This window comes from Psychrobacter raelei, from assembly GCF_022631235.3.
GTDB classification, from domain to species: domain Bacteria; phylum Pseudomonadota; class Gammaproteobacteria; order Pseudomonadales; family Moraxellaceae; genus Psychrobacter; species Psychrobacter raelei.
Genome location: NZ_CP093310.2, coordinates 618995 through 640273, shown reverse-complemented (window position 1 = coordinate 640273; position 21279 = coordinate 618995). Strand labels below are relative to the sequence as shown.

The 21279-nt window shown below is 45.0% G+C and carries 28 protein-coding genes; 5 read left to right on the top strand and 23 right to left on the bottom strand.

What is annotated here, in order from left to right:
- Positions 1–8: 8 nt before the first annotated feature.
- From MN210_RS02730 to MN210_RS02655, 16 genes are all read right to left on the bottom strand, one after another.
- On the bottom strand, positions 9–308 hold the full coding sequence (locus tag MN210_RS02730; protein ID WP_338412504.1) for a VpaChn25_0724 family phage protein: 300 nt from the start codon (positions 306–308) through the stop codon (positions 9–11).
- 1 nt (position 309) lies between these two features.
- Positions 310–657 (bottom strand): DUF2730 family protein, encoded by a 348-nt coding sequence (locus MN210_RS02725; RefSeq protein ID WP_338412503.1) that lies wholly within the window; start codon positions 655–657, stop codon positions 310–312.
- A 3-nt stretch (positions 658–660) separates the two neighbouring features.
- The gene (locus MN210_RS02720; RefSeq protein WP_338412502.1) at positions 661–882 is read right to left on the bottom strand and encodes a TraR/DksA C4-type zinc finger protein; all 222 of its coding nucleotides are present in this window, start codon (positions 880–882) and stop codon (positions 661–663) included.
- Between the two features lie 6 nt (positions 883–888).
- Positions 889–1071, bottom strand: a complete 183-nt coding sequence (locus tag MN210_RS02715) for a Pam3-gp28 family putative phage holin (RefSeq protein ID WP_241879121.1) — start codon at positions 1069–1071, stop codon at positions 889–891.
- A gap of 11 nt (positions 1072–1082) precedes the next feature.
- Entirely contained in the window at positions 1083–1676 is a 594-nt protein-coding gene (locus MN210_RS02710) for an N-acetylmuramidase family protein (protein ID WP_338412501.1), read from the bottom strand.
- A gap of 90 nt (positions 1677–1766) precedes the next feature.
- On the bottom strand, positions 1767–2039 hold the full coding sequence (locus tag MN210_RS02705) for an HU family DNA-binding protein (RefSeq protein WP_241879119.1): 273 nt from the start codon (positions 2037–2039) through the stop codon (positions 1767–1769).
- Positions 2040–2055: 16 nt separating this feature from the next.
- Positions 2056–2289, bottom strand: coding sequence for a hypothetical protein (locus MN210_RS02700; protein WP_241879118.1), 234 nt, complete (start codon positions 2287–2289; stop codon positions 2056–2058).
- Positions 2290–2369: 80 nt separating this feature from the next.
- Positions 2370–2558 carry a hypothetical protein gene (locus tag MN210_RS02695; RefSeq protein ID WP_241879117.1) on the bottom strand — a complete coding sequence of 63 codons (189 nt, stop codon included), beginning with the start codon at positions 2556–2558 and terminating at the stop codon, positions 2370–2372.
- A 7-nt stretch (positions 2559–2565) separates the two neighbouring features.
- Entirely contained in the window at positions 2566–3192 is a 627-nt protein-coding gene (locus MN210_RS02690) for a DUF3164 family protein (RefSeq protein WP_241879116.1), read from the bottom strand.
- A 39-nt stretch (positions 3193–3231) separates the two neighbouring features.
- Positions 3232–3486: a hypothetical protein gene (locus MN210_RS02685; protein ID WP_241879115.1), complete on the bottom strand. Its 255-nt coding sequence runs from the start codon at positions 3484–3486 to the stop codon at positions 3232–3234.
- Between the two features lie 46 nt (positions 3487–3532).
- On the bottom strand, positions 3533–3922 hold the full coding sequence (locus tag MN210_RS02680; protein ID WP_241879114.1) for a Mor transcription activator family protein: 390 nt from the start codon (positions 3920–3922) through the stop codon (positions 3533–3535).
- Positions 3923–3932: 10 nt separating this feature from the next.
- Positions 3933–4481: a regulatory protein GemA gene (locus MN210_RS02675; RefSeq protein WP_241879113.1), complete on the bottom strand. Its 549-nt coding sequence runs from the start codon at positions 4479–4481 to the stop codon at positions 3933–3935.
- A 2-nt stretch (positions 4482–4483) separates the two neighbouring features.
- A complete protein-coding gene (locus tag MN210_RS02670) occupies positions 4484–5392 on the bottom strand; it encodes an AAA family ATPase (RefSeq protein WP_241879112.1) in 909 nt (302 codons plus the stop codon).
- Entirely contained in the window at positions 5389–5835 is a 447-nt protein-coding gene (locus tag MN210_RS02665) for a hypothetical protein (protein ID WP_338412500.1), read from the bottom strand. The genes MN210_RS02670 and MN210_RS02665 overlap by 4 nt, the downstream gene beginning before the upstream one ends.
- On the bottom strand, positions 5825–7831 hold the full coding sequence (locus MN210_RS02660) for a transposase domain-containing protein (RefSeq protein WP_338412499.1): 2007 nt from the start codon (positions 7829–7831) through the stop codon (positions 5825–5827). Before MN210_RS02660 ends, MN210_RS02665 begins: the two co-directional genes overlap by 11 nt.
- A 27-nt stretch (positions 7832–7858) precedes the next feature.
- Positions 7859–8167 carry a helix-turn-helix domain-containing protein gene (locus MN210_RS02655; RefSeq protein ID WP_338412498.1) on the bottom strand — a complete coding sequence of 103 codons (309 nt, stop codon included), beginning with the start codon at positions 8165–8167 and terminating at the stop codon, positions 7859–7861.
- Between the two features lie 224 nt (positions 8168–8391).
- On the opposite strand from MN210_RS02655, the gene MN210_RS02650 reads away from it, so the two are divergent.
- Positions 8392–9081 carry an XRE family transcriptional regulator gene (locus MN210_RS02650; RefSeq protein ID WP_241879109.1) on the top strand — a complete coding sequence of 230 codons (690 nt, stop codon included), beginning with the start codon at positions 8392–8394 and terminating at the stop codon, positions 9079–9081.
- A gap of 234 nt (positions 9082–9315) precedes the next feature.
- On the opposite strand, the gene MN210_RS02645 is transcribed toward MN210_RS02650, so the two are convergent.
- Positions 9316–9576, bottom strand: coding sequence for a YraN family protein (locus MN210_RS02645; RefSeq protein ID WP_338412497.1), 261 nt, complete (start codon positions 9574–9576; stop codon positions 9316–9318).
- Positions 9577–9682: 106 nt separating this feature from the next.
- On the opposite strand from MN210_RS02645, the gene rsmI reads away from it, so the two are divergent.
- Positions 9683–10612, top strand: coding sequence for a 16S rRNA (cytidine(1402)-2'-O)-methyltransferase (gene rsmI / locus MN210_RS02640; protein WP_201545517.1), 930 nt, complete (start codon positions 9683–9685; stop codon positions 10610–10612).
- A 29-nt stretch (positions 10613–10641) separates the two neighbouring features.
- Here rsmI and MN210_RS02635 read toward each other — a convergent pair whose 3' ends face one another.
- The 4 genes from MN210_RS02635 to coaBC all read right to left on the bottom strand — a co-directional run bounded on the left by MN210_RS02635 (position 10642) and on the right by coaBC (position 14450).
- Entirely contained in the window at positions 10642–11337 is a 696-nt protein-coding gene (locus tag MN210_RS02635; RefSeq protein WP_241879107.1) for a DNA-3-methyladenine glycosylase family protein, read from the bottom strand.
- Positions 11338–11452: 115 nt separating this feature from the next.
- On the bottom strand, positions 11453–12217 hold the full coding sequence (locus tag MN210_RS02630; protein ID WP_241879106.1) for a TSUP family transporter: 765 nt from the start codon (positions 12215–12217) through the stop codon (positions 11453–11455).
- A gap of 58 nt (positions 12218–12275) precedes the next feature.
- Complete coding sequence (gene nfsA, locus MN210_RS02625; protein ID WP_338412496.1) at positions 12276–13085, bottom strand: oxygen-insensitive NADPH nitroreductase; 810 nt, start codon at positions 13083–13085, stop codon at positions 12276–12278.
- Between the two features lie 114 nt (positions 13086–13199).
- Positions 13200–14450: a bifunctional phosphopantothenoylcysteine decarboxylase/phosphopantothenate--cysteine ligase CoaBC gene (gene coaBC, locus MN210_RS02620; RefSeq protein WP_338412495.1), complete on the bottom strand. Its 1251-nt coding sequence runs from the start codon at positions 14448–14450 to the stop codon at positions 13200–13202.
- A 372-nt stretch (positions 14451–14822) separates the two neighbouring features.
- Here coaBC and radC point away from each other — a divergent pair, with 372 nt between their 5' ends.
- The 3 genes from radC to MN210_RS02605 all read left to right on the top strand — a co-directional run bounded on the left by radC (position 14823) and on the right by MN210_RS02605 (position 19445).
- A complete protein-coding gene (gene radC / locus MN210_RS02615) occupies positions 14823–15503 on the top strand; it encodes a RadC family protein (RefSeq protein ID WP_011959773.1) in 681 nt (226 codons plus the stop codon).
- A gap of 359 nt (positions 15504–15862) precedes the next feature.
- A complete protein-coding gene (locus MN210_RS02610; protein ID WP_338412494.1) occupies positions 15863–18712 on the top strand; it encodes an acyl-CoA dehydrogenase in 2850 nt (949 codons plus the stop codon).
- Positions 18713–18860: 148 nt separating this feature from the next.
- On the top strand, positions 18861–19445 hold the full coding sequence (locus MN210_RS02605) for a M23 family metallopeptidase (RefSeq protein WP_241879104.1): 585 nt from the start codon (positions 18861–18863) through the stop codon (positions 19443–19445).
- Between the two features lie 144 nt (positions 19446–19589).
- Here the strand turns inward: MN210_RS02605 and MN210_RS02600 are convergent, their stop codons facing one another.
- On the bottom strand, positions 19590–20099 hold the full coding sequence (locus MN210_RS02600; protein ID WP_338412493.1) for a c-type cytochrome: 510 nt from the start codon (positions 20097–20099) through the stop codon (positions 19590–19592).
- 11 nt (positions 20100–20110) lie between these two features.
- A complete protein-coding gene (gene epmB, locus MN210_RS02595) occupies positions 20111–21229 on the bottom strand; it encodes an EF-P beta-lysylation protein EpmB (RefSeq protein WP_338412492.1) in 1119 nt (372 codons plus the stop codon).
- Between the last annotated feature and the right edge of the window lie 50 nt (positions 21230–21279).

The window sequence follows — 21279 nt, the reverse complement described above, 5'->3', positions numbered from 1 at the left end:
AGCTATCCCTAATAGCGTGGATTAGGCTTTTTTACACCATCAACGACGCTGACACCGTTGGTCACATCAAGGCCGCGCTGGGTGATTGTTGCCACCAGCAAGTCAGTACCAGTGATATCAAGATGATTATTCTTAACCAGACCTTGCTCCTCAAGCCACAGCATGTGATTACGTACCAAATCCATGCTGATATTATGGCCGTACTGAGCAAGGCAGGTTTGCAGGATGTTTTGATTCGCATCGTTGTTACAAGCAACTAAAGACTGCAATAACGCAAGCCGTTGATCTGCTATGATTAAATTTGTCACGCTATTTATCCCCTTTGTTTACTTCTTTTTCTACTAATAGATCAACCAATCGAGACAACCCCTTTATGCTTGAACGCAGTGCATAGGTTTCGCCTCTCATTTCTTTAATTGCCACTTGCAGTGCCACAACATCTTTGGCGCTTGGCAAATGCTGAAGATCCTGCTCAACTTTATCGACGCGATTTTCTACTTCGTCAAATTTTAGCTGTAGGTAGTCCAGACCTTTTTTTATCTCTATTTTGCGTGCATAGCGTGCGTCTAATATCAGATAGATAATAGAGCTGATTGTGCCGCATAGTGTCAAAAACACTGCCCAATGAGCTGTAATGTATTCAAAGATTTGTCGCACCAGCTATCCTTTTTTTTCATAGACTTTCTGGCAACCAATACAGCGTAAAGTCAGCCCAAGCTTCACTCGTGGTAGCTCTACAAGCTCACCGCAGTCAATACACTCATAGTCACCGTCACTGGTTTGATTATGGGCTGTTAGTGGCTGTATTTGCGCCTTTGCTTTAGCTAATTGGTGTGCCAGCATAATATCTTGCTGTCGTTGTGCAATATCGACGTTATCCATAGTCAATCACTTTTTGTGTCTATATGTTTTGTTAAAGACTAACCACGCCGTTGCACCCAATGTAATCAATGCCCCGACTGCTGTTTCCAGCTGTTCTGCATTGAGCACACCGCTTTGCACCAAGTTAGTACCAAGGCCGATAAGTGAATAACGGATAATCGGAAATATAATACTGTCTTGTCTATCCATTTTAATGCCCTTTATTTAGTGTGCTTATGCTTGTTGTATGCAGCCTCAAGCTTTTCATCGTATTTGTTTTTACGATACCCGCTACCGTTATACCCTCGTGCAAAGCCCGCCCAGTCATGACGTTGTAGCTCATCAACGAGGTTATTTGCTTTGATAAATCGGCACATCGCATCTAACTGCTTAGCCTCAGACTCATGCATGGCATCCACAAATTCTTTAAGCGATGCATAGCCCAAGTCCTTCCAGTTATTACCCATCACTTGACCCAAACCCCAAGAGCAGGACGCATGAGCAGCATCCCAATGCAGCACGGATGCAACATATAGCTTTTGGTGTGAAGGGCGTACGTTATAGGCAGATTTGCGCCAAGATGGATAGCAGATATCAGGGAATAGGTCACGCATTTGCTTGCGCTTGGTGTAGTAATAGACCTTGCCAAGCTCGCGCCAAAACACATGCGGCTCAAATAAGATGACAGGTGAGCCATCAGCATTAAATCCGCTTTCAGGACACTCAACATCACGCACGGCTAACAATACGGCTGTTTCAACGCCCAAGCCTTTGGCAGACTCTCGGATTTGTTCAAGGGTGATTTTTTTAGGCATAAAAAAACTCTAACTAATGTGTATTAGTTAGAGTTTATCTAGTGCATAGCTGTAAGGTTATTAAACTGGTTTACTGATTAAAAGAGATTATCAGTTAACCGCTTCATCCAATCCCTTACCAGCTTTAAATCTGACAACTGTCTTTGCAGGGATCTGTAAAGGTTCGCCAGTTTTAGGGTTACGACCTGGGCGCGCTTTACGCTTGGCAGTGCTAAAGGTACCAAAGCCAACCATTTGAACATTATCACCATTTGCCAATGCTTCTGTTACGCCATGTTCAAAGGCTTGTAGTGCAGCGTGTGCCTGCTTCTTATTAATACCTGCTCCATCTGCCATTTTGTTGATTAAATCTTGTTTGATCATTGTCTTATTCCTTAGTTTAGTTTGATTGTTCAGTATCCGACTGACGGCGGTTACCTATTCCTGCTAGGCTCATTGCTTTTGCTGCTTCACCAAGTTGTTTACCAAGCCTATTTAGTTTTCGACTAAGCAAGACTCGAAAAAGCAAATTTTCTTCATCTGGTCTTAGTTTACGTTGCACACCGCCAATATAAACCAAGTTTCCATGTTGTTCATAGAAAGGAAACACTTTACGCATTTTGCTAATTTTCATTTCTACCCCCAATTTTCACAATATGCACGAAGGTCTGTATCATTCATTGCCATTAGCTTTTTGAGCTTACGTTCGTTAAGTCAAAAGCTGATACCACCTCTATCATCAGCAGCAAAACGATTAATAAACCACTCTTTAAAATCCCCATCCCAATAAACATGCATATTTAAAGCGTTTAAACGTTTATTAAGAGGTTCCACATGTTTAACCAAACGTTTCTCAGCTCGTTGAACATCAGCGACCAAAGCACTCATAGTTTTAGCCATCATTGACCTCCTATACCTTGCTAAAATCGAGAGCTATTTGCTGATACTTGCCTTTGTCATCACGCTCATAAAAACGCATGTATTCAGTGCTACTGGTGACTTGCATCGCATCTGCAATGGCCTCCATGGCTTTCTCCCACTTTGGATGCTCAAAGTTGTGACGGCGTAAGCCAAGCACGCGCTGAGTGCTAACTTTACCTTCTTTATCCACTTGGAAGGCATCGTTAACCAGTGTCATAATTTCTTTGGCACTGCTTGCACCCCATTCTTCAATGCACTCATGGATGAGGTTTTGGGCTATCTGCAAGCGCTCATCAAACACAATATGATCTTGAATGGCAATCTGCACTTTGTATTTACCATCAAAGCTAGGCAGACTAACATTGCCTTTTTTGCCGCCATACTCAGTGTCATATTCAGCAGCAGAAATATCAAGAAAGTCTCTAAAATCAGAAAATAGGGAAGCCTTAATATCCTGCATCACACCGCGTAAGTGCTTAGCATCCTTAATCATCTGCCTAACTTGCTCATCACGCAGCTTGTCGATAGGCTTTATTTTGTCGATAGGTACATGGTAGCCTTTTTCGTTGACCATAAAGCCTTCAGGTACATTTATTTGTTTTTCTTGATTAGTCACGTTCTTACTCCTTACGATTGTTTGATTTTTTTAATTGTTCTAACCAGCAAACCACAAAAGCATCTGCATGATGAACACCAATGACAGCAAACCGCCGCTAATGCGTAGCATAAAAATCGCTGCGTCTACATCACGTTTCATCTGTTCAACATCACGCTTGAACTCATTGCGCTGATTGTCTTCAAGCAACCAATCTTGTATTGTTTTTTGTGGCTTAGCTGGTCTTATTGTTTCTCTGCCAAGTGGTACACCTGTAAGTCGCACATCTGATAGTGGTACAGTTTTGTTTTCCATCGTCTTATCCTCTTTTAATACTGTTTTAATCACGCTTAAAGCTGATTTAAAACAGGTTAGGTTGATTTTTATCTTGCATCTGTTTACGGACACGCTTAAGCACCGTATACACCCAAGCCACACTACAGCCGAACTCTTTGGCCAGCTGGTTGTGGTTGCTGCCGTCAAACTTCTTGTACATCTCTAGATCTCTATTACTGATTTTTACGCTCAAAGTAATAGGAATATAAACTTGAGTACCGCCTGCCTGTTCAGCAAATGCCAACGCAACATCCACCCCTAATTTGTTTGCTATAACAGGTGTAAGACCGTAATGTTTAACGCCAACATGAGCAACAGTGCCCGCCAAGTCTTTGATTAATTCAGGGGCGGATACACCAAACACATCAAGTGACATACCAGCCGCACTTTTTTCATCTTTTTTTATATCCGCCATGATTAACCCCTTACTTTTTGTCTTTTAAGTTTTGATGTCGCAATTTGGCTTCTTCACGTTGCTGCCAGCTCTTCAGCGTCTCAATCAGTCGCCACAGCTCTCTATCATCAGCGCCCCGCAAGTTAATAATCAGCGGCTTATCATCCTGCTTGCGCTGTTTGTTAAATAGCTTACGTGCAAAGGCATTTAACGCATTGTCACTACCGTCTTTCACAAAGCCCTGCTGGTGCATCGTGATCCACAGTGCTTGGATTTTGCCAAGCATCGGGCTTTGTCCGCCAAGCTTTTGCTCATCTTTATTGCGTACGGAGTTGTCTTTTTGACCGCTATACTTACCACGTCTGGCCTCAAAGCCTTTACCGCGCATCTCATCAATGACAGCGTTAAGCTCGGCAAGCGTCATATTTTTGATGCTACGCTTAGCACTGCCACTGACACGCAGGCTTACGTTAGCCAGCATATCTCTGTACGTTGCATCATCAAGCTGTAGCGCGTGCATACCTGTCTTGATAGTGCGTTTCAGCTTGTTCTTATAGACAGTTGTTGTATTAGTCGTCATAATCACCCCATCTGCTTTTGTGCTGATAAAATCAGCGGTAGCGTAATTGGCTCATTACGAGCTTTAGCAGTCAGACCGGCTAGCTGTAAGTAGTTGGTTAAGGCACGTAATGACCCAGCCCCTTGACCGATGCTATACAGTGCATTCATAAGCTTGGTATCAGACAGCTCAAGCCCCCAAGCCTGGGCTACCGCATCGACATCCTTTTTACTGCTCTGCTGTACTGATTGGCGTTTGGCGTTACGACTCCAAAGCCTTGCAAACTGGTGGCGTTGATTAAATCCGCCTTGCATCTGTGTATAGACCTTATCGTTACCAATCAGCATAAAGCCGACTTCACTGTCTTCTTGCAAGATGCGTAATTCTTCCAATACTTTCAGCGGCAAGTGGTCAGCTTCATCAATAATCATGAGACCCTTAGTGCCAGACAGCTTCGTCTTTAAGATACGTGATAGTTTGCCTGCACGTTTTGGCGCATCAGTAATGCCAAGCTCCAATGCCATCTCGTACAGCACTTCATTGATAGTACAGATGCTAGGGCGGGCGGTTATCATCCACACATTGTTATTAGCTTTGGTGTATTGGCGAGCTGCTTGCGTTTTACCCACTCCGCTTGCACCATAGACAACGCCCATTTTTCCAAACATCTTCAAAAAGTCGCAGTCAGCAAATATCTTTGTCGCCGTAGGTGTCTCAACAAAGTCAGGGGCAGAGACAAATGTATCAGTCTGCTTTGTCTGTGCGTTCAGCCAGCTTTGCAGCGTAGCTTCAAGCTTTTCGTTATCACCTTTATAAGTACCTTTAAAGAAGCTACTTAACGCACCAGAGCTAAAGCCACATTCTTTGGCAACTTGGGTTTGAGTTAAGCCTTTTTCTTCTATCAGTTGTTTTACTTGATCTGTTAATGTCATTGTTTCTCTCCTAAAACTTCATCGATCAATACTTCACAATGCTTTCTTGTTACTGACTTAGGGCTGTCCTTCGTAGAGCAGACTGGTACACCATTCACACTGATTACCTCAACGCTGTCACACACCTTGTTAAAATAACGTAGAGCCTGACCCATGCTGGCGTAATCTATTTTTTTGCTTCCAGTATCATATTTGGTCATTTTCTTACTACGTTTTGACATCTTTCGATATATGATATTTGGTCTAAAGATCTTACTTTCGGTATGCTTGGTTGGCTCAAACATCCAATCAAAATTTAATTCGTCATTAATACGTAAGAAGAAACGAACCTTATTTTTGATGATTGTTCTATATACTTTCACATTAAACCCATCACAAAGCAGCTCAACCATCGTCTTATTTTTCAGCTCATCAATCTGCTTTTTAGTTAGCTTACTCATCATTCCTCTCCTTTGTTATCATTGCCATAGCCCGCACAAAGTCATCATCAAATTCATTTGCACTATCAGCCTCAGCTTCTACTGTCTGCTTACGCATCGTGTTGCCGTCAGCCACCATGATTTCGGTGATACTTGGCATTGGTGCGATATCTTCTTCAGCTTCTGGCATCAGCTCTGCAAGCTCCTTAATGCCCATTGCTTGCTGTGCTTTAGCCATTGCCTTATTAGCTTTGACGTATTGTTTGCGAGCTTTATCATGCTCACGGCCAGTGGCTTTATCACCAAATGCCACTTTCTCAGTACAGATAGCTTCGGCTAAGAAACGACCATCCAAGCTATATACCCATACCGTGTCATGTAAGCGCTGTGGATCAAACTTAACCACTACCTTTTTATGACTGGTACCAATTAAGTCTGTCGCTTCATAGCGGTTCTTCTGACCGAACACCTTGCCACCGCATGACAGACTAAACGTGCCGTTATGTTTCAGCGTTACTGCCTCGCTCATAAGCATTAGCAGACGCATCTGCTCAGTCGTCGCACGGCGGACGGTTGCCTGTGCATAATCACGCTCAAACACTTGGTTAAAGCTATACACACCTTGGCAAATCTCGGTATCACGCTTCTCACGGTTGTTCCAAAGCTCAATACCTTGCTCAAGAGCGGCAATAAAGTCCTCATAGCTCACGCCATCTTTACCGCCGTGATAGTTATCAGGCTTATCTAGTACGTTTGCACCAGCATGATGCCCAGCCAGTAGTGGATGCTTATCCACAGTCTCACCAAGTCCGCCATGCGAGAAGGCACGTTCAATTGGTTTTGCCTGACCATGGCCTTTACCGAATTGCACGCTCGTCCAAAACAGCTCAATACCAAGCAAAGGGATAATGCCCATCGGATCATCTTCTTTAACTTTGAAGCGGTAACGGTTTTTAACGCCGCCAGTCATCCACTTGTTAGCCGCTGCACGGGTGTTATCAATCGTCAGCTTACGGGGGATGCCGTACTTACTGACTACATCCATTAGAGCTAGGCGAATAGTGTCACTGTTCTCACTGAGATCAGTGCGGTAGGCAAGTATCTTACGGGTGCGGACGTCTTGCCACAGCCATGTTTTGGGGCGGACAATCTCGCCGTTATGCCAACGTACGAATACGTTGTGTTGATAGCCGTCGCCATTAATCCATTCAAGAGCCTCAATCGCTTCCACACTACGTACCAATGTCGGATACATATCAGCCAAAGCACGCTCACCTTCTCTTAATAGGACTTGCTGTGTCTTTGGTACTTCACGCTCAAGCTTGCGTTTGATGCTACTTAATGAGGGAACTTCCCAGTTATGTTCTTTAGCAAGCACTAGCAGGCGCTCATAACACGTGCCCATCTGTGGCTTTTCAAGACGTAGATAATCCGCTTTAAACGCCTCCCATGCTTCAGGGGTAAAGTCCGCTTGACGCTTTTTGCTTTTGTGATAGTTGCCGATTAATATTGGTAACCAATCACTACGCTCAAAGTTGCGTACCTTGTAATACCAGCGCTTTAATGAGCCTTTGCTAACACCAGTATCGTCAGCAACTTGTTCAATCGCTTGCACAGTACCCATGCCCGTGTTGATTAAGTCATCAACAGCAAAGCAGTTACCTACCTGCTCAGTAGCTTTCTGTTTTTGCTTAGCCGTGGCATCCTTCCAGCCCTTCCAAAGCACTTCTGGCAAATAGTTTGCCTGTTTAGGTTCATCTGCCTGTTTGGGCTGATTGTCTTTTGCTTCACGAGCTTGTTGCTTTGCTACCTGCTTGGCAACCTTGATATGGATTTCGTTTTGAGCATCCTCAGGCAGGCTTTCAAAGGCGTATTCAAGACCACCACCACGACCTGACCGTTTTCGAGTTACCCAATTACTTTTTTTTGACCGATTAATGACACCTGCTTTTGTATTTGGTAAACTGACCAAGTTAAGGTCTGCTAATTCTTGTGCGTTATACCAGTTTTTAACTTTCATAGTCTGTATCCTGTTAAATTCTGATAATTAAGAATAGCGACTTGGCCAAATATCTTTTGGCTCAAGACCCAAGGCTTTAGCGACAATCTGCTCACCACGTGGATAATGTCCTCGGAAAACATTATTCAATGTTGAACGGTTGTCATAATGCTTTTTTGATAAGGCTGCCATATTAGTACCCGCCTTACGTAAAGCATAAACAACATCATTTCTATCCCAGTCTTTTTTAGTGATAGTAATGCTAGTGGTATCTACACCTGCATCTTGTAAAAACTTTAAGATGTCAGATGGGCGTTGTTCATTCGACGCCTTTTTTTTGGTTGGAAATGAACACATTTGCTGACCTCCTTTGCTTAATGTGTGTGTTCATTATAACCGTAAAGAGTTAAATTGCAAGTTTAAGTAACTACTTTACAGTTAAATATTAAAGAAAAAAGAGTCTTAAAGTGGTAGTTAGTTGATTTTAAACAGCTTTTAAAACTGTATACGAATAAATATAGCCAATAAAAACTTTACCCTTACAGGTATTAAACCGTAAAGAAGATAAGTCGGATTGAATTATGAATAGAACAGAGATTGGTAACCGCTTAAGAGAAATAAGAGAAAGTAAAAATCTATCAAGAGGCGGGGTTGCTACTAAAGTAGGTATTGGAACAACGACGCTTCAACAATGGGAAATAGGAGGTAGAGAGGCAAGTATTGAGACTATTGAAAAACTAGCTAAACTTTATAACGTCAGTCCTCAGTACCTGATATTTGGAGATACAGAGTCTCAACCACCACAGCAGCTAGCACCTGACTCAGAAGCGGTTAATGATGATGAATACGTCCATATACCTGCTTTTGACATCGCTGTCAGTGCAGGGCATGGCATGTTCAATGACGGCACTATTAAGCCCAACAAATACCTAGCGTTTCGCCGCCACTGGGTGCAAGCAAGGGGTTTAACTGTTAAGTGTTTAGCGGTGCTGTTCACAGAAGGTGACTCAATGATTCCTACCATTCCAGAGAATGCAGCTATCGTCATTAATAGAGAGCGTAACCAAGCCCTAGACGGAAAGGTATACGTCATACGCATTGATGACAGGCTATATGTCAAACGCACTCAGTGGATACCGACAGGCGGGCTAAGGCTTATCAGCGATAACAAAGCCTATGACAGCTTCGATATCTCCAAGCAAGACATGCAAGCTAATGATATCGAGATATGCGGTCAAGTCATCCATGCCAGTTACGATCTTCCTGACTAATCTCCGCCCACAAAAAAAGGGCAGCCTAAGCCGCCCTTTTAAAACTCATTTAAACATCTTTTAAAGCCTGTCCACGCTTTCTCATTTTAACTGGCTATATATCCTCACATCGGCCAACGTGTTAAAATGAGAATCTCCAAGCCCTCGGAGTCTTCAAACTCTTCAAACCTTGTTATCATGGGATTCCTAGGGTTTCTCCCACTTAATTCCGTCTTATTTCATTTATTCCCATATTTAGTGATTGGTTACAGTGATACTGGCCAGTGCGTCGCCATAGCCTAAAAGCTTACGCTTACGCACCTCAGCAAATACTAAGACATTCCAAGAGCGGCCGTGTTCAATAAGCACCAAGTCAATCTCACCTACTTTGGGCTGCTGCCAGTTACGGGCAATAAGCCGTAGCCCTTGCTGCTGCAAGAAATCAGCGGCCAATTGCTCATACCCTCCCCCCTGACGCTGTTTTGGCGAAATCAATAATTCGGGGTTAGCTGGCATAATCTGCCCTTTTTTTATAGTGCAATGAAGGGGATATATTAGCACATCATGGTAAACTGATAGCATGGCTCCTTATTTTATATCTCACTTTTACAAAAGGTCTTTTATGTCAGCGCAAGATGACTCTCAGTCTCTCACCCAAACCGCCACCTCAGCACCTGCTACTGCGCCCGTTCGTCATACTCATAATAACGTGGCCAGCGCCTATCTTTATATCGTAGCCACACCCATTGGTAACATGGGCGATATCACCGCTCGCGCCATCGATACCTTAAAGCAGGTAGATATTATTGCCTGTGAGGACACCCGCACGTCAGGCAAACTTTTGGCCAACTTCGGTATCGATACCCAGACTTGGGCTTATCATGAACACAACAGCGAGATTCAAACACCCAAGATTATCGAAATGATCCAGCGCGGTCATTCTGTGGCGTTAATCAGTGATGCCGGCACCCCTTTAATCAGTGATCCAGGCTATCAGTTGGTTCAGGCGGCTCATGCAGCAGGGGTTGGCGTCGTGCCTATCGTAGGGGCTAGCGCTGCCATTGCTGCGTTAAGTGTGGCTGGCCTACCCTCGGACAAGTTTAGCTTTGTCGGTTTTTTACCTGCCAAAACCCATGGCCGTGTCAAGCAGCTTGAGCAGTATATTGAGCGTACCGAAACCCTGATATTCTATGAAGCGCCGCACCGTATCGTGGTGAGCCTTAAAGATATGGCCAGCGTCTTTGGTGATAATCGCCCGGCCACCTTGTGCCGTGAATTAACCAAAACCTTTGAAACCGTCAAAAAATCTACCTTAGGTGAATTGGCTCAGTTTGTAGAGGCTGATAACAATCAACAAAAAGGCGAGATTGTGCTGGTGGTTGGGGGTAATGTGAATAATGACTCAGATGATGACAGTATTCATGATGAACTACTGCTGCGTCTTTTACAGGATTTATCTGTAAAAAAAGCGGCTGCTTTGGCCTCTGAGCTTACCGGCGTTAAGAAAAACACTTTGTATCAGAGGCTGCTTGACTTACAAAAATCTGAATAGTCTCTAGGCTAGTAGCGGTTAAACCATACCTAAACCGGCACTGCCTCTTGGTCTTTTAGCCAGCCATAATGCGCCCATAGCAATAAGCTTGCGGCGCTGCGATGCGGTGACCAGCTTTGGGTTAAGCGTTCTAGCTGCTTTGGCGTGGGTCGCTCATCAAGTCCTAGCACCTCCATGGCACCCACCTTAATAGCCAGATCATCTACCGCCAATATATCGGCGCGCCCCAGACTAAACAATAGATACATCTGCGCCGTCCATTTGCCAATACCAGTGACCGCGGTTAACTCCGAGATGACTGCCTCATCCGGCAAATGAGCCAATGCCTCAAAGTCAATATCATGCTCGACCAAGGAGCGTATATAACGAATTTTTTGTCTAGATAAGCCATGGGAGCGTAGCGTATCATCATCGGCTTTCATTATCGCATCTGGGGTAATCAGTGCCGCATTCTCAAGCTTACTCCATATGCTGCTTGCTGCTGCTACCGACAGCTGTTGACCCACCATCGCTCGCATCAACTCTCTAAAGCCGCCGCGATTACGGCGCAGGCTTGGTACCCCTAGCTGCTGATAAATGGGGGCAAATCGAGGTTCAATGTCAATCAATTGTTTAATATGACCCTCAAGCTCGCTAAGATCATTCATAGTCTGTATCAGGTTACAGGCTGGCTCGCTGGGCAGTTTGAATACAGAGGGCTGACGGTTTAGAGAGGAGTGTTTCATGAGTAGCGACTGTCTCCTTGGCGGACATTATCATCGATTGGATGATTTCATTTAATGAAGATGCTATGGATTGCCTGACTCACCGCAGTCATTCAGGCCCCAAAGTGATATACAGCTATATCAGCCCGATAATTCCCTGCCAGCCTACTCTAATACCCAGCATAGTTAAGATAAGCAGTACCAATTGGCGAAACCGCTGCTGCGAGAGATAACGGCGCAGACGAATACCCACCAATAAAAACGCAATCGACGTGGTGGTCAGCACCGCAATCAGCAGTAAATCGCTTTTGGGCAGGGCCACTATCGACTCTCGAAGCACAATAATCTGAGCCACCTTGCCAAGCAAATAACACATGTTACCCACTTTGGCGATGGTGTTTTTATCATTGGTGCTGCCCAGCAAATACATGAGCAATATGGTGGACATGGCATTGGTCGAGCCACCGATAATGCCCGCTATCAGTCCCGTCACTATTAACACAGGTGTGGTGGCCGGTAGAATAATCTTTTTGCCCAGTGCATTACTGGCCACATAAAAAGCAATCACCGCAGCCAACAACAGTAGAATATAACTGCTATCGACCCACATGAGCAGCTTAACCCCAAGTAAGCTGCCAAGCAGACTCATCAAGGCCAGTAGCCAATAGCGGCTCAGATAAAATGTAAAATTGCCCCAAATACTGCGCTCGCCGCCGATAAGCCAAGTCATCAGATTAAGCGCAAATGAGGGCAAGATGGTAAGAATGATGGCATGTTGCAGAGGATACATACTCGCCAATGAGCCCGTCGTTACTAAGGTGACACCTATACCGGTGATACCATGTAACAACGAGCCCACTGCAAATATAAAGAGCAGTAATAGCTGTTCGAAATCGAACATGTTCTATCCCTATAACATAAGGTTAACAGAACTTGAGTGCGTTCTGTTATTTATAAGATTAGCGTTTGGCGTAACCTTGTTTGTTTAAATATGGCATAACCTGAGGGCGCACTGCCGTCGCAAAGGTTTTGGTCACTTGAGCTTCCCAAGCTTTATGCTCCTGACTACCTCTTTTGTCATAGTAGTCTTTTACCTCTTTATTAAAGGCATCGATTTGCTGCTGAGTGGCCGGTGTATACTGATTTTCAGAGACCAGCATAGACAATGGGAATCGTGGCTTTTGCGTAGCATTAACCGGTGCATCGCTGGGATGACCCAAACACATACCAAATAAGGGCACAACGTGTTTGGGGGCATTAATAACCTCACCCGCTCGCTCGATGTCATTACGCATACTGCCAATATACACGCCACCTAGCCCTAAAGACTCAGCGGCAGCCATTACATTTTGTGCATACAGGCCAACATCGACAGCTGAGATAATGACCACCTCCATCCAGTCCAGCTGCGCCTCAGGCTCAACTAAGTGATGACGGTAGTTATCCATACAAAAAACCAGATACTCCGGGCACTCTAAGATATAAGGATGCGCCAGTTTTTTGCCCGCGCTTTTGGCTTGATTGTACTGCTCTTGTGTCATGCCATTAGAGATTTGGTGAAATTTAATGCGCTGCTCAGGATCTGTAATACGAATGACACTAACAGACTGCATGTAGTTGGACGTTGAGACGGCACGTCCTGCCTGTAAGATGGCTTCAAGCATCTGCTCGCTAATCGGCTCATCGGTAAAGCTGCGAACTGAGCGATGAGATAGCATAGCGTCTAAGGTTGAGTTCATTTTTTTTATATTTTCAGAAACATCGGTCATAGCCAATCCTTACTTGATTGAATTTATAACAGCAGATATAAACTGTCAGATATCAAGGATAAGAGAGCGTCAAGCAAAACCCTCCCCCTCTTAAACTGTATTATAAAGTCAAGATTAAGTTAAAACACTACCTATTAGGTTAACTAAATGTTCAGCTATGTTAGCTTTACTCATTTTTTCTAACTCAACTGGCGGTTTTTGATACTGATTGGCAAAAAATACCAGCATCGCATTTTCATCACTGGCAAAACCTATGTCTTTGCGTGACACATCATTACAAGCAATCATATCTAAGTTCTTTGACTCAAGTTTGCCGCGGGCATATTTTTCTACATCTTGAGTTTCAGCGGCGAAGCCTACCACAAACATATCTGGATAGCTGTGTGAAATGGTGGCCAAAATATCAGGGTTTTTTACCAAATCCAGGGTCATTTCATCCTGAGTTTTTTTGATTTTTTGTGGGGCGGCATCACGGGTACGATAATCGGCCACAGCGGCTGTAGCAATAAAGATATCACAGCCGGCTTCCACAGAGCGGGTCGCCGCTTGTAGCATGTCATTTGCAGAGAGCACATCAATACGCTTAACCTCTAACGGGGTCATTAGGCTCACTTTACCACCTGCAATCAAAGTGACTTCTGCTCCAGCATCTCGGCAAGCTCGCGCCAAAGCAAAACCCATCTTTCCGGTGGAATGATTGGATAAGAATCGTACCGGATCAATCGCCTCTACAGTTGGTCCTGCGGTAATGGTGACCTTTTTACCTGTTAAACACTGCGCTACAGTCAGTCGGGCTTTGAAGTTAATAATTTGGCGCAGTAAGATATCCGGCTCAGGTAATCGTCCTGAGCCCACATCGCCACAAGCTTGCACGCCACTGTCCGGCTCAATGATTTCATACCCCATGTCACTAAGAGTTTGTACATTTAACTGGACGGCAGGATGTGCCCACATTTGCTGATTCATCGCTGGCGCTACCATCACTGGCGCCGCTGTGGCCAGACACACGGTGGTTAGTAAGTCATCAGCCATGCCCATTGCCAAACGCGCCAAAGTATTGGCTGAAGCTGGGGCTATAACAATAAGATCTGCCCACTTTGCCAGCTCAATATGACCCATACCGGCTTCTGCTTTGGTGTCTAATAATTCGCTATGTACCTCGTTACCCGTCAATGCTTGCAACGTCAAAGGGGTAATAAACTGCTGCGCGCCTGCAGTCATGATAACCCGCACTTCAAAGCCTGACTTAATAAGCAGTCGGGCCAGTATCGCAGATTTATAAGCGGCAATACCCCCGGTGATGGCCAGGATAACCTTAGTAATATTAGGGGCGACAGAGGTGACAGGCGTAAAGATTGGGCTCATAAGCAAAAGCTACCTTTTGGAGAGTTATCTGACGATAGATTGAGTTGTTATCAATAAAAATGCGGTTATGGTAACAAGTTTGACTCGGTTTTGGATAGCTTTTATTGGTTAAGCTCACCGCAAGTCACAAAAACGCTGACTGCCTATTTTGCCTTCCTACCATAGGATCACATTACCTACTGACCGCTTGCAGGCCATAGCCATGATTAAAACTTGTATTTTTAAATAGAATAACTTAACTATTTATTGTTATTAATTTCACAATATCTGCCATGGTGGCTTGATAATTTGTTAGACTAAGCGGCGGTTTTACTGCGCCCATCATTGATCTTAATCTTATTTTATTCACTTATCAGACAAAAGAGTAATCCCATGGCAATCAAAGACTGGCACGAAGAGGATAGACCGCGCGAAAAACTATTAAATCTTGGCGCCGAATATCTAACAGATGCTGAAATACTGGCCATATTTTTAAGAACAGGCAGCAAGCAGCAATCAGCCATAGAGCTTGCCCGAAGTCTTATTGATCATTTTGGAGGGATTGCAGAGCTACTGGCAGCACCCAAAGAGGCGGTGCTCGCCTGTCATGGCATTGGCACAGCTAAGTATGCTCAATTACTCGCCAGCCTTGAGATGGGCAAACGCTACCTAAACAGCGAGCTTAAATCAGGTAACAGCTTAAACCGCTCGCAAGTGGTCAAAGACTATATTACCACCCAAATACGCCGCGAAAGTAAAGAGGTATTCGCCGTATTGTGCTTAGATAACGGCTTAAACCTGCTCGATTATAAGGTGCTTTTTGTAGGCGGCCTCTCCTCTTGTTCGGTGTGTGTCAAGCAAGTGCTACGTCATGCCTTAGAGCAAGGCGCCAGTCAGATTATCATCGCTCATAATCATCCCAATCAAGATGCCACCCCTTCTGCTGCAGACATTCATCTGACCCAGACCCTAAAGCTTGCCTGCGAAGCCATCGACTTGCGTCTAACAGATCACATTATTGTTGGGCGCAATCAAACCTTGTCTTTTGCCGAAACAGCCACGGCACCGTTTTGATAATCGTTTGTATCAAAATAGCTCTAAAAAATATCTGTACAAAATTAACCAATTGTAAAGATTATTAGCTTGATTATCTCCTTTTATCTACTTACTCTGTAACATAGCGTCACTATCGGTCTGACTTAGCAGACACCTCAAGTAATCTGGCCCTACTACTTAGTATCAAAAAACAGCTAATTAGTATCAAACAACAGCTAAAATCAAACCGATAAAACTCGGCCAATACTCCCGCCTATTTAAAGTGCCATAAAGCAGTTTATTGATAGGCAAGTTGCAAAGCACATACTATAACTCACAAGCTTTTGGCCAATAGTTGACGGATTTTTTACTTTTTAATTCTTTTTAGGTTGCTAATTATGACCCCTTTAACTTTAGTTGGCTTTTTTATACTCGCCGTCTTATTGCAGCTGTTCGCTCTACTGCTGGTATTTTTGTATGGGCTAAGCCGCACTGTTGGTGCCATTTTTCTTATTGTCATTGCCGTGGTCAGTGCCTTTATCGCACCGTGGTCACTGTTATTGGGCGTGCCAATGATTATCGGTAGCCTGTTGGTTCTTATCGCGCCACTGCGTCAGGCAGTGATTAGTAAGCCGGCTTATAAGATGCTGGCCGGCGCCATGCCTAGTATGAGCGACACCGAACGTGAGGCATTAGATGCAGGTACCAGCTGGTGGGAAAAAGAGCTGTTTATGGGTGCGCCGGACTGGAATAAGTTTGCCAATTATCAGTACCCAACGTTATCTGAAAAAGAACAATCTTTTATTGATAATGAAGTAGAAATACTGTGTAGCATGTTAGATGAATGGCAAATTCATCATCATGATAAAGACCTATCACCTCAAGCATGGCAGTATATTAAAGACAATGGGTTTTTGGGGTTAATTATCCCTGAAAGTTATGGCGGGCGTGAGTTTACCCCTTATGCTCAAAGCCGTATTATGAGTAAGATCGCCTCACGCAGCTTAACGGCTGCCGTTACGTGTATGGTGCCAAACTCATTGGGCCCAGGTGAGCTGTTGATGCACTACGGTACTGAGGCGCAAAAGCAGCGCTGGCTGCCAGGTCTGGCTAAAGGTACTGAAATCCCTTGTTTTGGTCTGACCGGTCCTGAAGCTGGCTCAGATGCAGGTGCCATTCCTGATACCGGCGTAGTGTGCTACGGCATGTATGAAGGCCGTGAGGTACTGGGCCTTAACATGAACTTCTCTAAGCGCTGGATTACCTTAGCCCCTGTGGCTACCGTAGTGGGTCTGGCCTTTAAACTGCATGATCCAGATGGCTTATTGGGTGATAAAAACAAAACTGATTACGGCATTACGTGCGCCTTAGTACCCGCCAATTATGAAGGTGTTCATACCGGCGAGCGTCATAACCCAGGCTCACCATTTATGAATGGTACTGTGGTCGGTAAGGATGTCTTTATTCCGCTAGACTTCATTATTGGGGGAATAGAAAATGCGGGTAGAGGCTGGCGTATGCTGATGGAATGTCTGGCTGTGGGCCGCGGTATCTCGTTGCCTGCCCTATCGACTTCAGCCGGCGAGATGAGCTATTTGACGGTTGGTGCCTTTGCCAAAGTTCGTGAGCAATTCAAAATATCTGTGGGTAAATTTGAGGGCGTACAAGATGCCAGCAGTAACATCGCCAGCAATACCTACATGCTAGAGTCATTCCGTCACTTGGTCACCTGTGGCCTCAATGAAGGCGGCACGCCCTCAGTAATGACTGCGATGGCCAAATACTATGCTACTGAGACCATGCGCAAAATAGTCAATGATGGTATGGACATTGTTGGTGGACGTGCTATTCAGCTTGGCCCCCGTAACTTCTTAGCACTACCATATCAGGCCATACCGGTTTCTATCACTGTCGAGGGTGCCAATATATTGACCCGTTCATTGATGATCTTCGGGCAAGGGGCCATGCGCTGCCATCCTTACTTATTTGAAGAGCTACAACTGCTACAAAGTGAGGACAAACGCTCAGCACAGCATAAATTTGATGACATGTTCTTCAAACATTTAGGCTACACCTTTAACCGCGGTGCCCGCTCATTTGTGGCCGGTTATTTTGGTGGTAGCAGCAAAGCACCGAAATTCGCTGACAGCTTTAGCCGTCCTTATTACAAAAAAATTAACCGTTTAAGTGCCAACTTTGCGCTAACCGCTGATATGGCATTGGGACTTTTGGCTGGTGACTTAAAACGTAAAGAGATGCTGTCTGGCCGCTTAGCAGACATTCATGCCCATCTGTTTATTATGACGGCCATTTTACGTTATTACGCCCATGGCACTCAGTCAAAAGCAGAACAATTGCACGCCCGCTTGGCACTAGACAATGCGTTATATACCATTCAAGAAGCCTTCTTTGAATTATATGCCAACTTCCCAAATCGTATGGCAGCCGGCTTGGTTAAATTTGTCTGCTTCCCAGGCGGCGCTTTTGCCAGTAAGCCAAGTGATGCGCTCAAACGTGAGGTGGGCGAGCTGATGATGTTAGATGGCGAGCAAAACCCTTTCCGCGAGCAATTAAAAAGCTTGGTGTATTACACCACAGATCCGGACAACAATACTGGCCGTATCGAAAACGCATTCCAGATGCTACGCCACATAGAGCCATTATGGCACAGCTTTAAAAAAGCGGAGAACAAAGGCGAATTTGCCGGTTTGACCTTTGAAGATCATGTGTTGACTGCCTTAAAAGATGGGGTTATCACCGAGCATGAGTCTGAACAGCTGATTGAGTATAACGCTGTGCGCTTTGATGCCCTGCTTACAGACGTCTTTGATGAGCACTTAAATCATGCCTTACCCCGCTATAATCCGCATACCTTAGAAAATGCGGCGCAAAATTTAACGCCTTATGTGCTTGAAGCCATTGAAAACCCTGCACAAGCTGCCTCAGAGCAGTCAGATTATATAGAGGACAGTGGCGATCAAAATAGCGCGCACGGCTATCAGCAAGATGGAGAGGTTAAGCCAGTCTCTGAACAAACGCAGTTAGAGGAGCAGGTGGATCAAGCCGACTTTAATGAAGCCGACTTTAATGAAGCAAATGATCCTCGCCTGCGTGATGCTGAATTGACATTAGAGCAGCGCATGGCCAAAAATCATGCTCGTCATCAAGCCAGCCTAGAGCAGGCCAATAAGCAGACAGAGAGCGCTCAAAGCGATAGCTCAGACAATCCGCATCGCCCCAATAAGTAGTGCTTACTACACAGTGCGCTCTACCACACCTCCTGCTGTAAGCGTTAAAAAAGACCGTGTTCAATCACTCTGAGCACGGTTTTTTATTATAGATATTTGGCCTGCTGCCTTGAGCGCTCAAACCAGATAAAAATAACGAGGTCCCTCTATGCCAACTCCCAGTCCAAACCGACCGCCCAGCAACGGTATGGCTCGCTCCATAAAGTCTTTGATCAAGCTTGCCATTATTAGTGCCTTAGGATATATGGCCTATATTTATACTGGCGATTATCAGCAGCAACTACGTCATTATATAAGTGATCGCATCAAATATACTGAACTTATCCAGCAAAGCGCTCCACAGATGGGTAGCCTACCTAATCCCATTGAAGGGGCAAGTTTGGTAGATACTTGGGGCGCAGCACGCAGTGAAGGCCGTACTCATGAGGGTATAGATATTTTTGCCAAGCGCAGCACCCCTATTCACAGTACGACTATAGGCGTGGTTCGTAAGGTGGGTCTGGATAGACTCGGCGGTAATGTGGTGTCTATTATTGGCCCAGGAGGTGTGATGCATTATTACGCGCACATGCAGCAGTTTGCTGATATTGAGGTTGGGGACTGGGTTGAGGCCGGTGAGATCATAGGATATGTCGGTGACAGCGGCAATGCCAAAGGCACCCCGCCCCACCTACATTATGGTATCTATACCCGCTCCGGTGCCGTCAACCCTTATCCATTATTAGCTAAATAGTTGCTGGCTAAATAGTTGTTGGCTAAATAAGCTGCTGGGCCAAATAATGAATGAGCCAACCACAAGAGCGGGATTCATTGGGTTGACCACGTACATGATCTGGCGTGGCAGTGTTTAGATTTGGAGTTTAGATTTGGATAAACGCTACTTTTTTTCCTCGGGCACTGGCGGCGCATCATGACCTAGTGTCGATAGATAAGCGATAATATCCTGTCGATCTTGGGTATTTGGCATGGGGTCAGACAGCATACGTGTGTCTGGCAGCACTGCCTCTGGATCGGCAATATATTTGTCCAAGGTTTTGGCATCCCATACCCAATTGGCATGGCTCATCGCTTCACTGTATTTATAGTCTTTTAGCTGAGCTGATGGCGCCATATACACCCCCAATAACTGAGGCCCTTTTTTATTGCTTCCTGGGCGGATGGTGTGGCACTGAGTACAGTTATCCTCGTATAGCTTCTCGCCTTTTTGGGCATCCCCGCCTTGATAAGCGGGCGCAGTAACTTGCGGCCTGTAATCCGGCGGGGTCGGCGTACAGCCACTCCCTAAGGCCACAAAGCCAGCCATCGCCAATAAAGCCACTGATTTTTTAATACCAAAAGCACTCGCTAGGCGCTTAACACCCGCTGATGAATGAACACATAAAGACATGAAAAGCTCTCTTAAAATAGATGGGCAGAGTCACTGTGATATAAGTCCACAGGGGTTTTAAAGGGCTTGTGTGGTAGCTCTTGTACCAATTTGGGTACCAGATAACCTGGCAAATGAGCCAGCATTTGCCAATATAGGTCAATGGCCTGCTTTTGGGCGATATCAAAATGCGCAGCGCCAGCCACTTTATCCAACAGGTGTAGATAATAAGGCAGCACGCCAGCCTCAAATAATCGCTCACTTAAAGCCACTTGCTGCTTAAGCCCATCATTAACCCCAGCCAATAGTACAGTTTGGTTGAGTAGCGTAATCCCTTTTTGGCGGGCGTGCTGTAGCAATTTTGCTGTATGATTGTCAATTTCGTTGGCATGGTTGGTATGTACCACCATCACGATACGGCAGCGGCTGTGCTCGAGTCGATCAAGCAGCTCATTATCTAGCCGATCTGGAATGACTATCGGCAGCCGAGTGTGCAGACGTATGGTATTAATCTGCGGCAAATCCTCTAAAGCTTGTAGCCACAAAAACAGGCGTCGATTGGTCACGCTTAACGGATCACCGCCACTTAATATAACCTCATTAATCTCAGGATGCTGCCTGATATAGTCTTGTATTAAGCGTAACTGATCTGATTTTGGCAAATTGGATTGATAATCAAAATGCTGGCGAAAGCAGTAGCGGCAGTGAATGGCGCAGGCCCCAGTGACGGTCACCAATACCCGAGAGCGGTATTTATGTAACAATCCTTTAATTGGATTATGCGCATTCTCGGCCAGTGGATCACTGACATAACCGGTAACCTGTGTCTGCTCTTGCTTATTGGGCAATACCTGTAGCAATAACGGGTCATTTGCATCGCCTTTTTTCATCTTTGCCACAAACGCCTTAGGCACCCGCAAACCAAAGCCCTGCGGTACATACAGCTCATCTTTAATATGGCTTAATTCCAAAATAGCTAGCAACTGATCGATATCTGTAATAACATCTGCAACCTGTGTTTGCCAGTTGATAGCCTCATTACTATCTTCAATAACCTGCAACGACTCACCCGCCTTTGGTGCACAGGTACCAACAGCGACTGAGGTAATAGGGATTTGCTTGTTTTTTTGTTGGGGTAAATGGTTTATCATGGGACTCATTATGTGTGATTTTTTGTCATTAATTTGAAAAGTATCAGGAG

What these genes read in the sequence shown, in the direction of transcription:
- MN210_RS02720 (WP_338412502.1), bottom strand. Translation starts at nt 882, where the DNA reads ATGGATAACGTCGATATTGCACAACGACAGCAAGATATTATGCTGGCA.
- MN210_RS02715 (WP_241879121.1), bottom strand. Translation starts at nt 1,071, where the DNA reads ATGGATAGACAAGACAGTATTATATTTCCGATTATCCGTTATTCACTT.
- MN210_RS02710 (WP_338412501.1), bottom strand. Translation starts at nt 1,676, where the DNA reads ATGCCTAAAAAAATCACCCTTGAACAAATCCGAGAGTCTGCCAAAGGC.
- MN210_RS02705 (WP_241879119.1), bottom strand. Translation starts at nt 2,039, where the DNA reads ATGATCAAACAAGATTTAATCAACAAAATGGCAGATGGAGCAGGTATT.
- MN210_RS02700 (WP_241879118.1), bottom strand. Translation starts at nt 2,289, where the DNA reads ATGAAAATTAGCAAAATGCGTAAAGTGTTTCCTTTCTATGAACAACAT.
- MN210_RS02695 (WP_241879117.1), bottom strand. Translation starts at nt 2,558, where the DNA reads ATGATGGCTAAAACTATGAGTGCTTTGGTCGCTGATGTTCAACGAGCT.
- MN210_RS02685 (WP_241879115.1), bottom strand. Translation starts at nt 3,486, where the DNA reads ATGGAAAACAAAACTGTACCACTATCAGATGTGCGACTTACAGGTGTA.
- MN210_RS02680 (WP_241879114.1), bottom strand. Translation starts at nt 3,922, where the DNA reads ATGGCGGATATAAAAAAAGATGAAAAAAGTGCGGCTGGTATGTCACTT.
- MN210_RS02675 (WP_241879113.1), bottom strand. Translation starts at nt 4,481, where the DNA reads ATGACGACTAATACAACAACTGTCTATAAGAACAAGCTGAAACGCACT.
- MN210_RS02670 (WP_241879112.1), bottom strand. Translation starts at nt 5,392, where the DNA reads ATGACATTAACAGATCAAGTAAAACAACTGATAGAAGAAAAAGGCTTA.
- MN210_RS02665 (WP_338412500.1), bottom strand. Translation starts at nt 5,835, where the DNA reads ATGATGAGTAAGCTAACTAAAAAGCAGATTGATGAGCTGAAAAATAAG.
- MN210_RS02660 (WP_338412499.1), bottom strand. Translation starts at nt 7,831, where the DNA reads ATGAAAGTTAAAAACTGGTATAACGCACAAGAATTAGCAGACCTTAAC.
- MN210_RS02655 (WP_338412498.1), bottom strand. Translation starts at nt 8,167, where the DNA reads ATGTGTTCATTTCCAACCAAAAAAAAGGCGTCGAATGAACAACGCCCA.
- MN210_RS02650 (WP_241879109.1), top strand. Translation starts at nt 8,392, where the DNA reads ATGAATAGAACAGAGATTGGTAACCGCTTAAGAGAAATAAGAGAAAGT.
- MN210_RS02645 (WP_338412497.1), bottom strand. Translation starts at nt 9,576, where the DNA reads ATGCCAGCTAACCCCGAATTATTGATTTCGCCAAAACAGCGTCAGGGG.
- rsmI (WP_201545517.1), top strand. Translation starts at nt 9,683, where the DNA reads ATGTCAGCGCAAGATGACTCTCAGTCTCTCACCCAAACCGCCACCTCA.
- MN210_RS02635 (WP_241879107.1), bottom strand. Translation starts at nt 11,337, where the DNA reads ATGAAACACTCCTCTCTAAACCGTCAGCCCTCTGTATTCAAACTGCCC.
- MN210_RS02630 (WP_241879106.1), bottom strand. Translation starts at nt 12,217, where the DNA reads ATGTTCGATTTCGAACAGCTATTACTGCTCTTTATATTTGCAGTGGGC.
- nfsA (WP_338412496.1), bottom strand. Translation starts at nt 13,085, where the DNA reads ATGACCGATGTTTCTGAAAATATAAAAAAAATGAACTCAACCTTAGAC.
- coaBC (WP_338412495.1), bottom strand. Translation starts at nt 14,450, where the DNA reads ATGAGCCCAATCTTTACGCCTGTCACCTCTGTCGCCCCTAATATTACT.
- radC (WP_011959773.1), top strand. Translation starts at nt 14,823, where the DNA reads ATGGCAATCAAAGACTGGCACGAAGAGGATAGACCGCGCGAAAAACTA.
- MN210_RS02610 (WP_338412494.1), top strand. Translation starts at nt 15,863, where the DNA reads ATGACCCCTTTAACTTTAGTTGGCTTTTTTATACTCGCCGTCTTATTG.
- MN210_RS02605 (WP_241879104.1), top strand. Translation starts at nt 18,861, where the DNA reads ATGCCAACTCCCAGTCCAAACCGACCGCCCAGCAACGGTATGGCTCGC.
- MN210_RS02600 (WP_338412493.1), bottom strand. Translation starts at nt 20,099, where the DNA reads ATGTCTTTATGTGTTCATTCATCAGCGGGTGTTAAGCGCCTAGCGAGT.
- epmB (WP_338412492.1), bottom strand. Translation starts at nt 21,229, where the DNA reads ATGATAAACCATTTACCCCAACAAAAAAACAAGCAAATCCCTATTACC.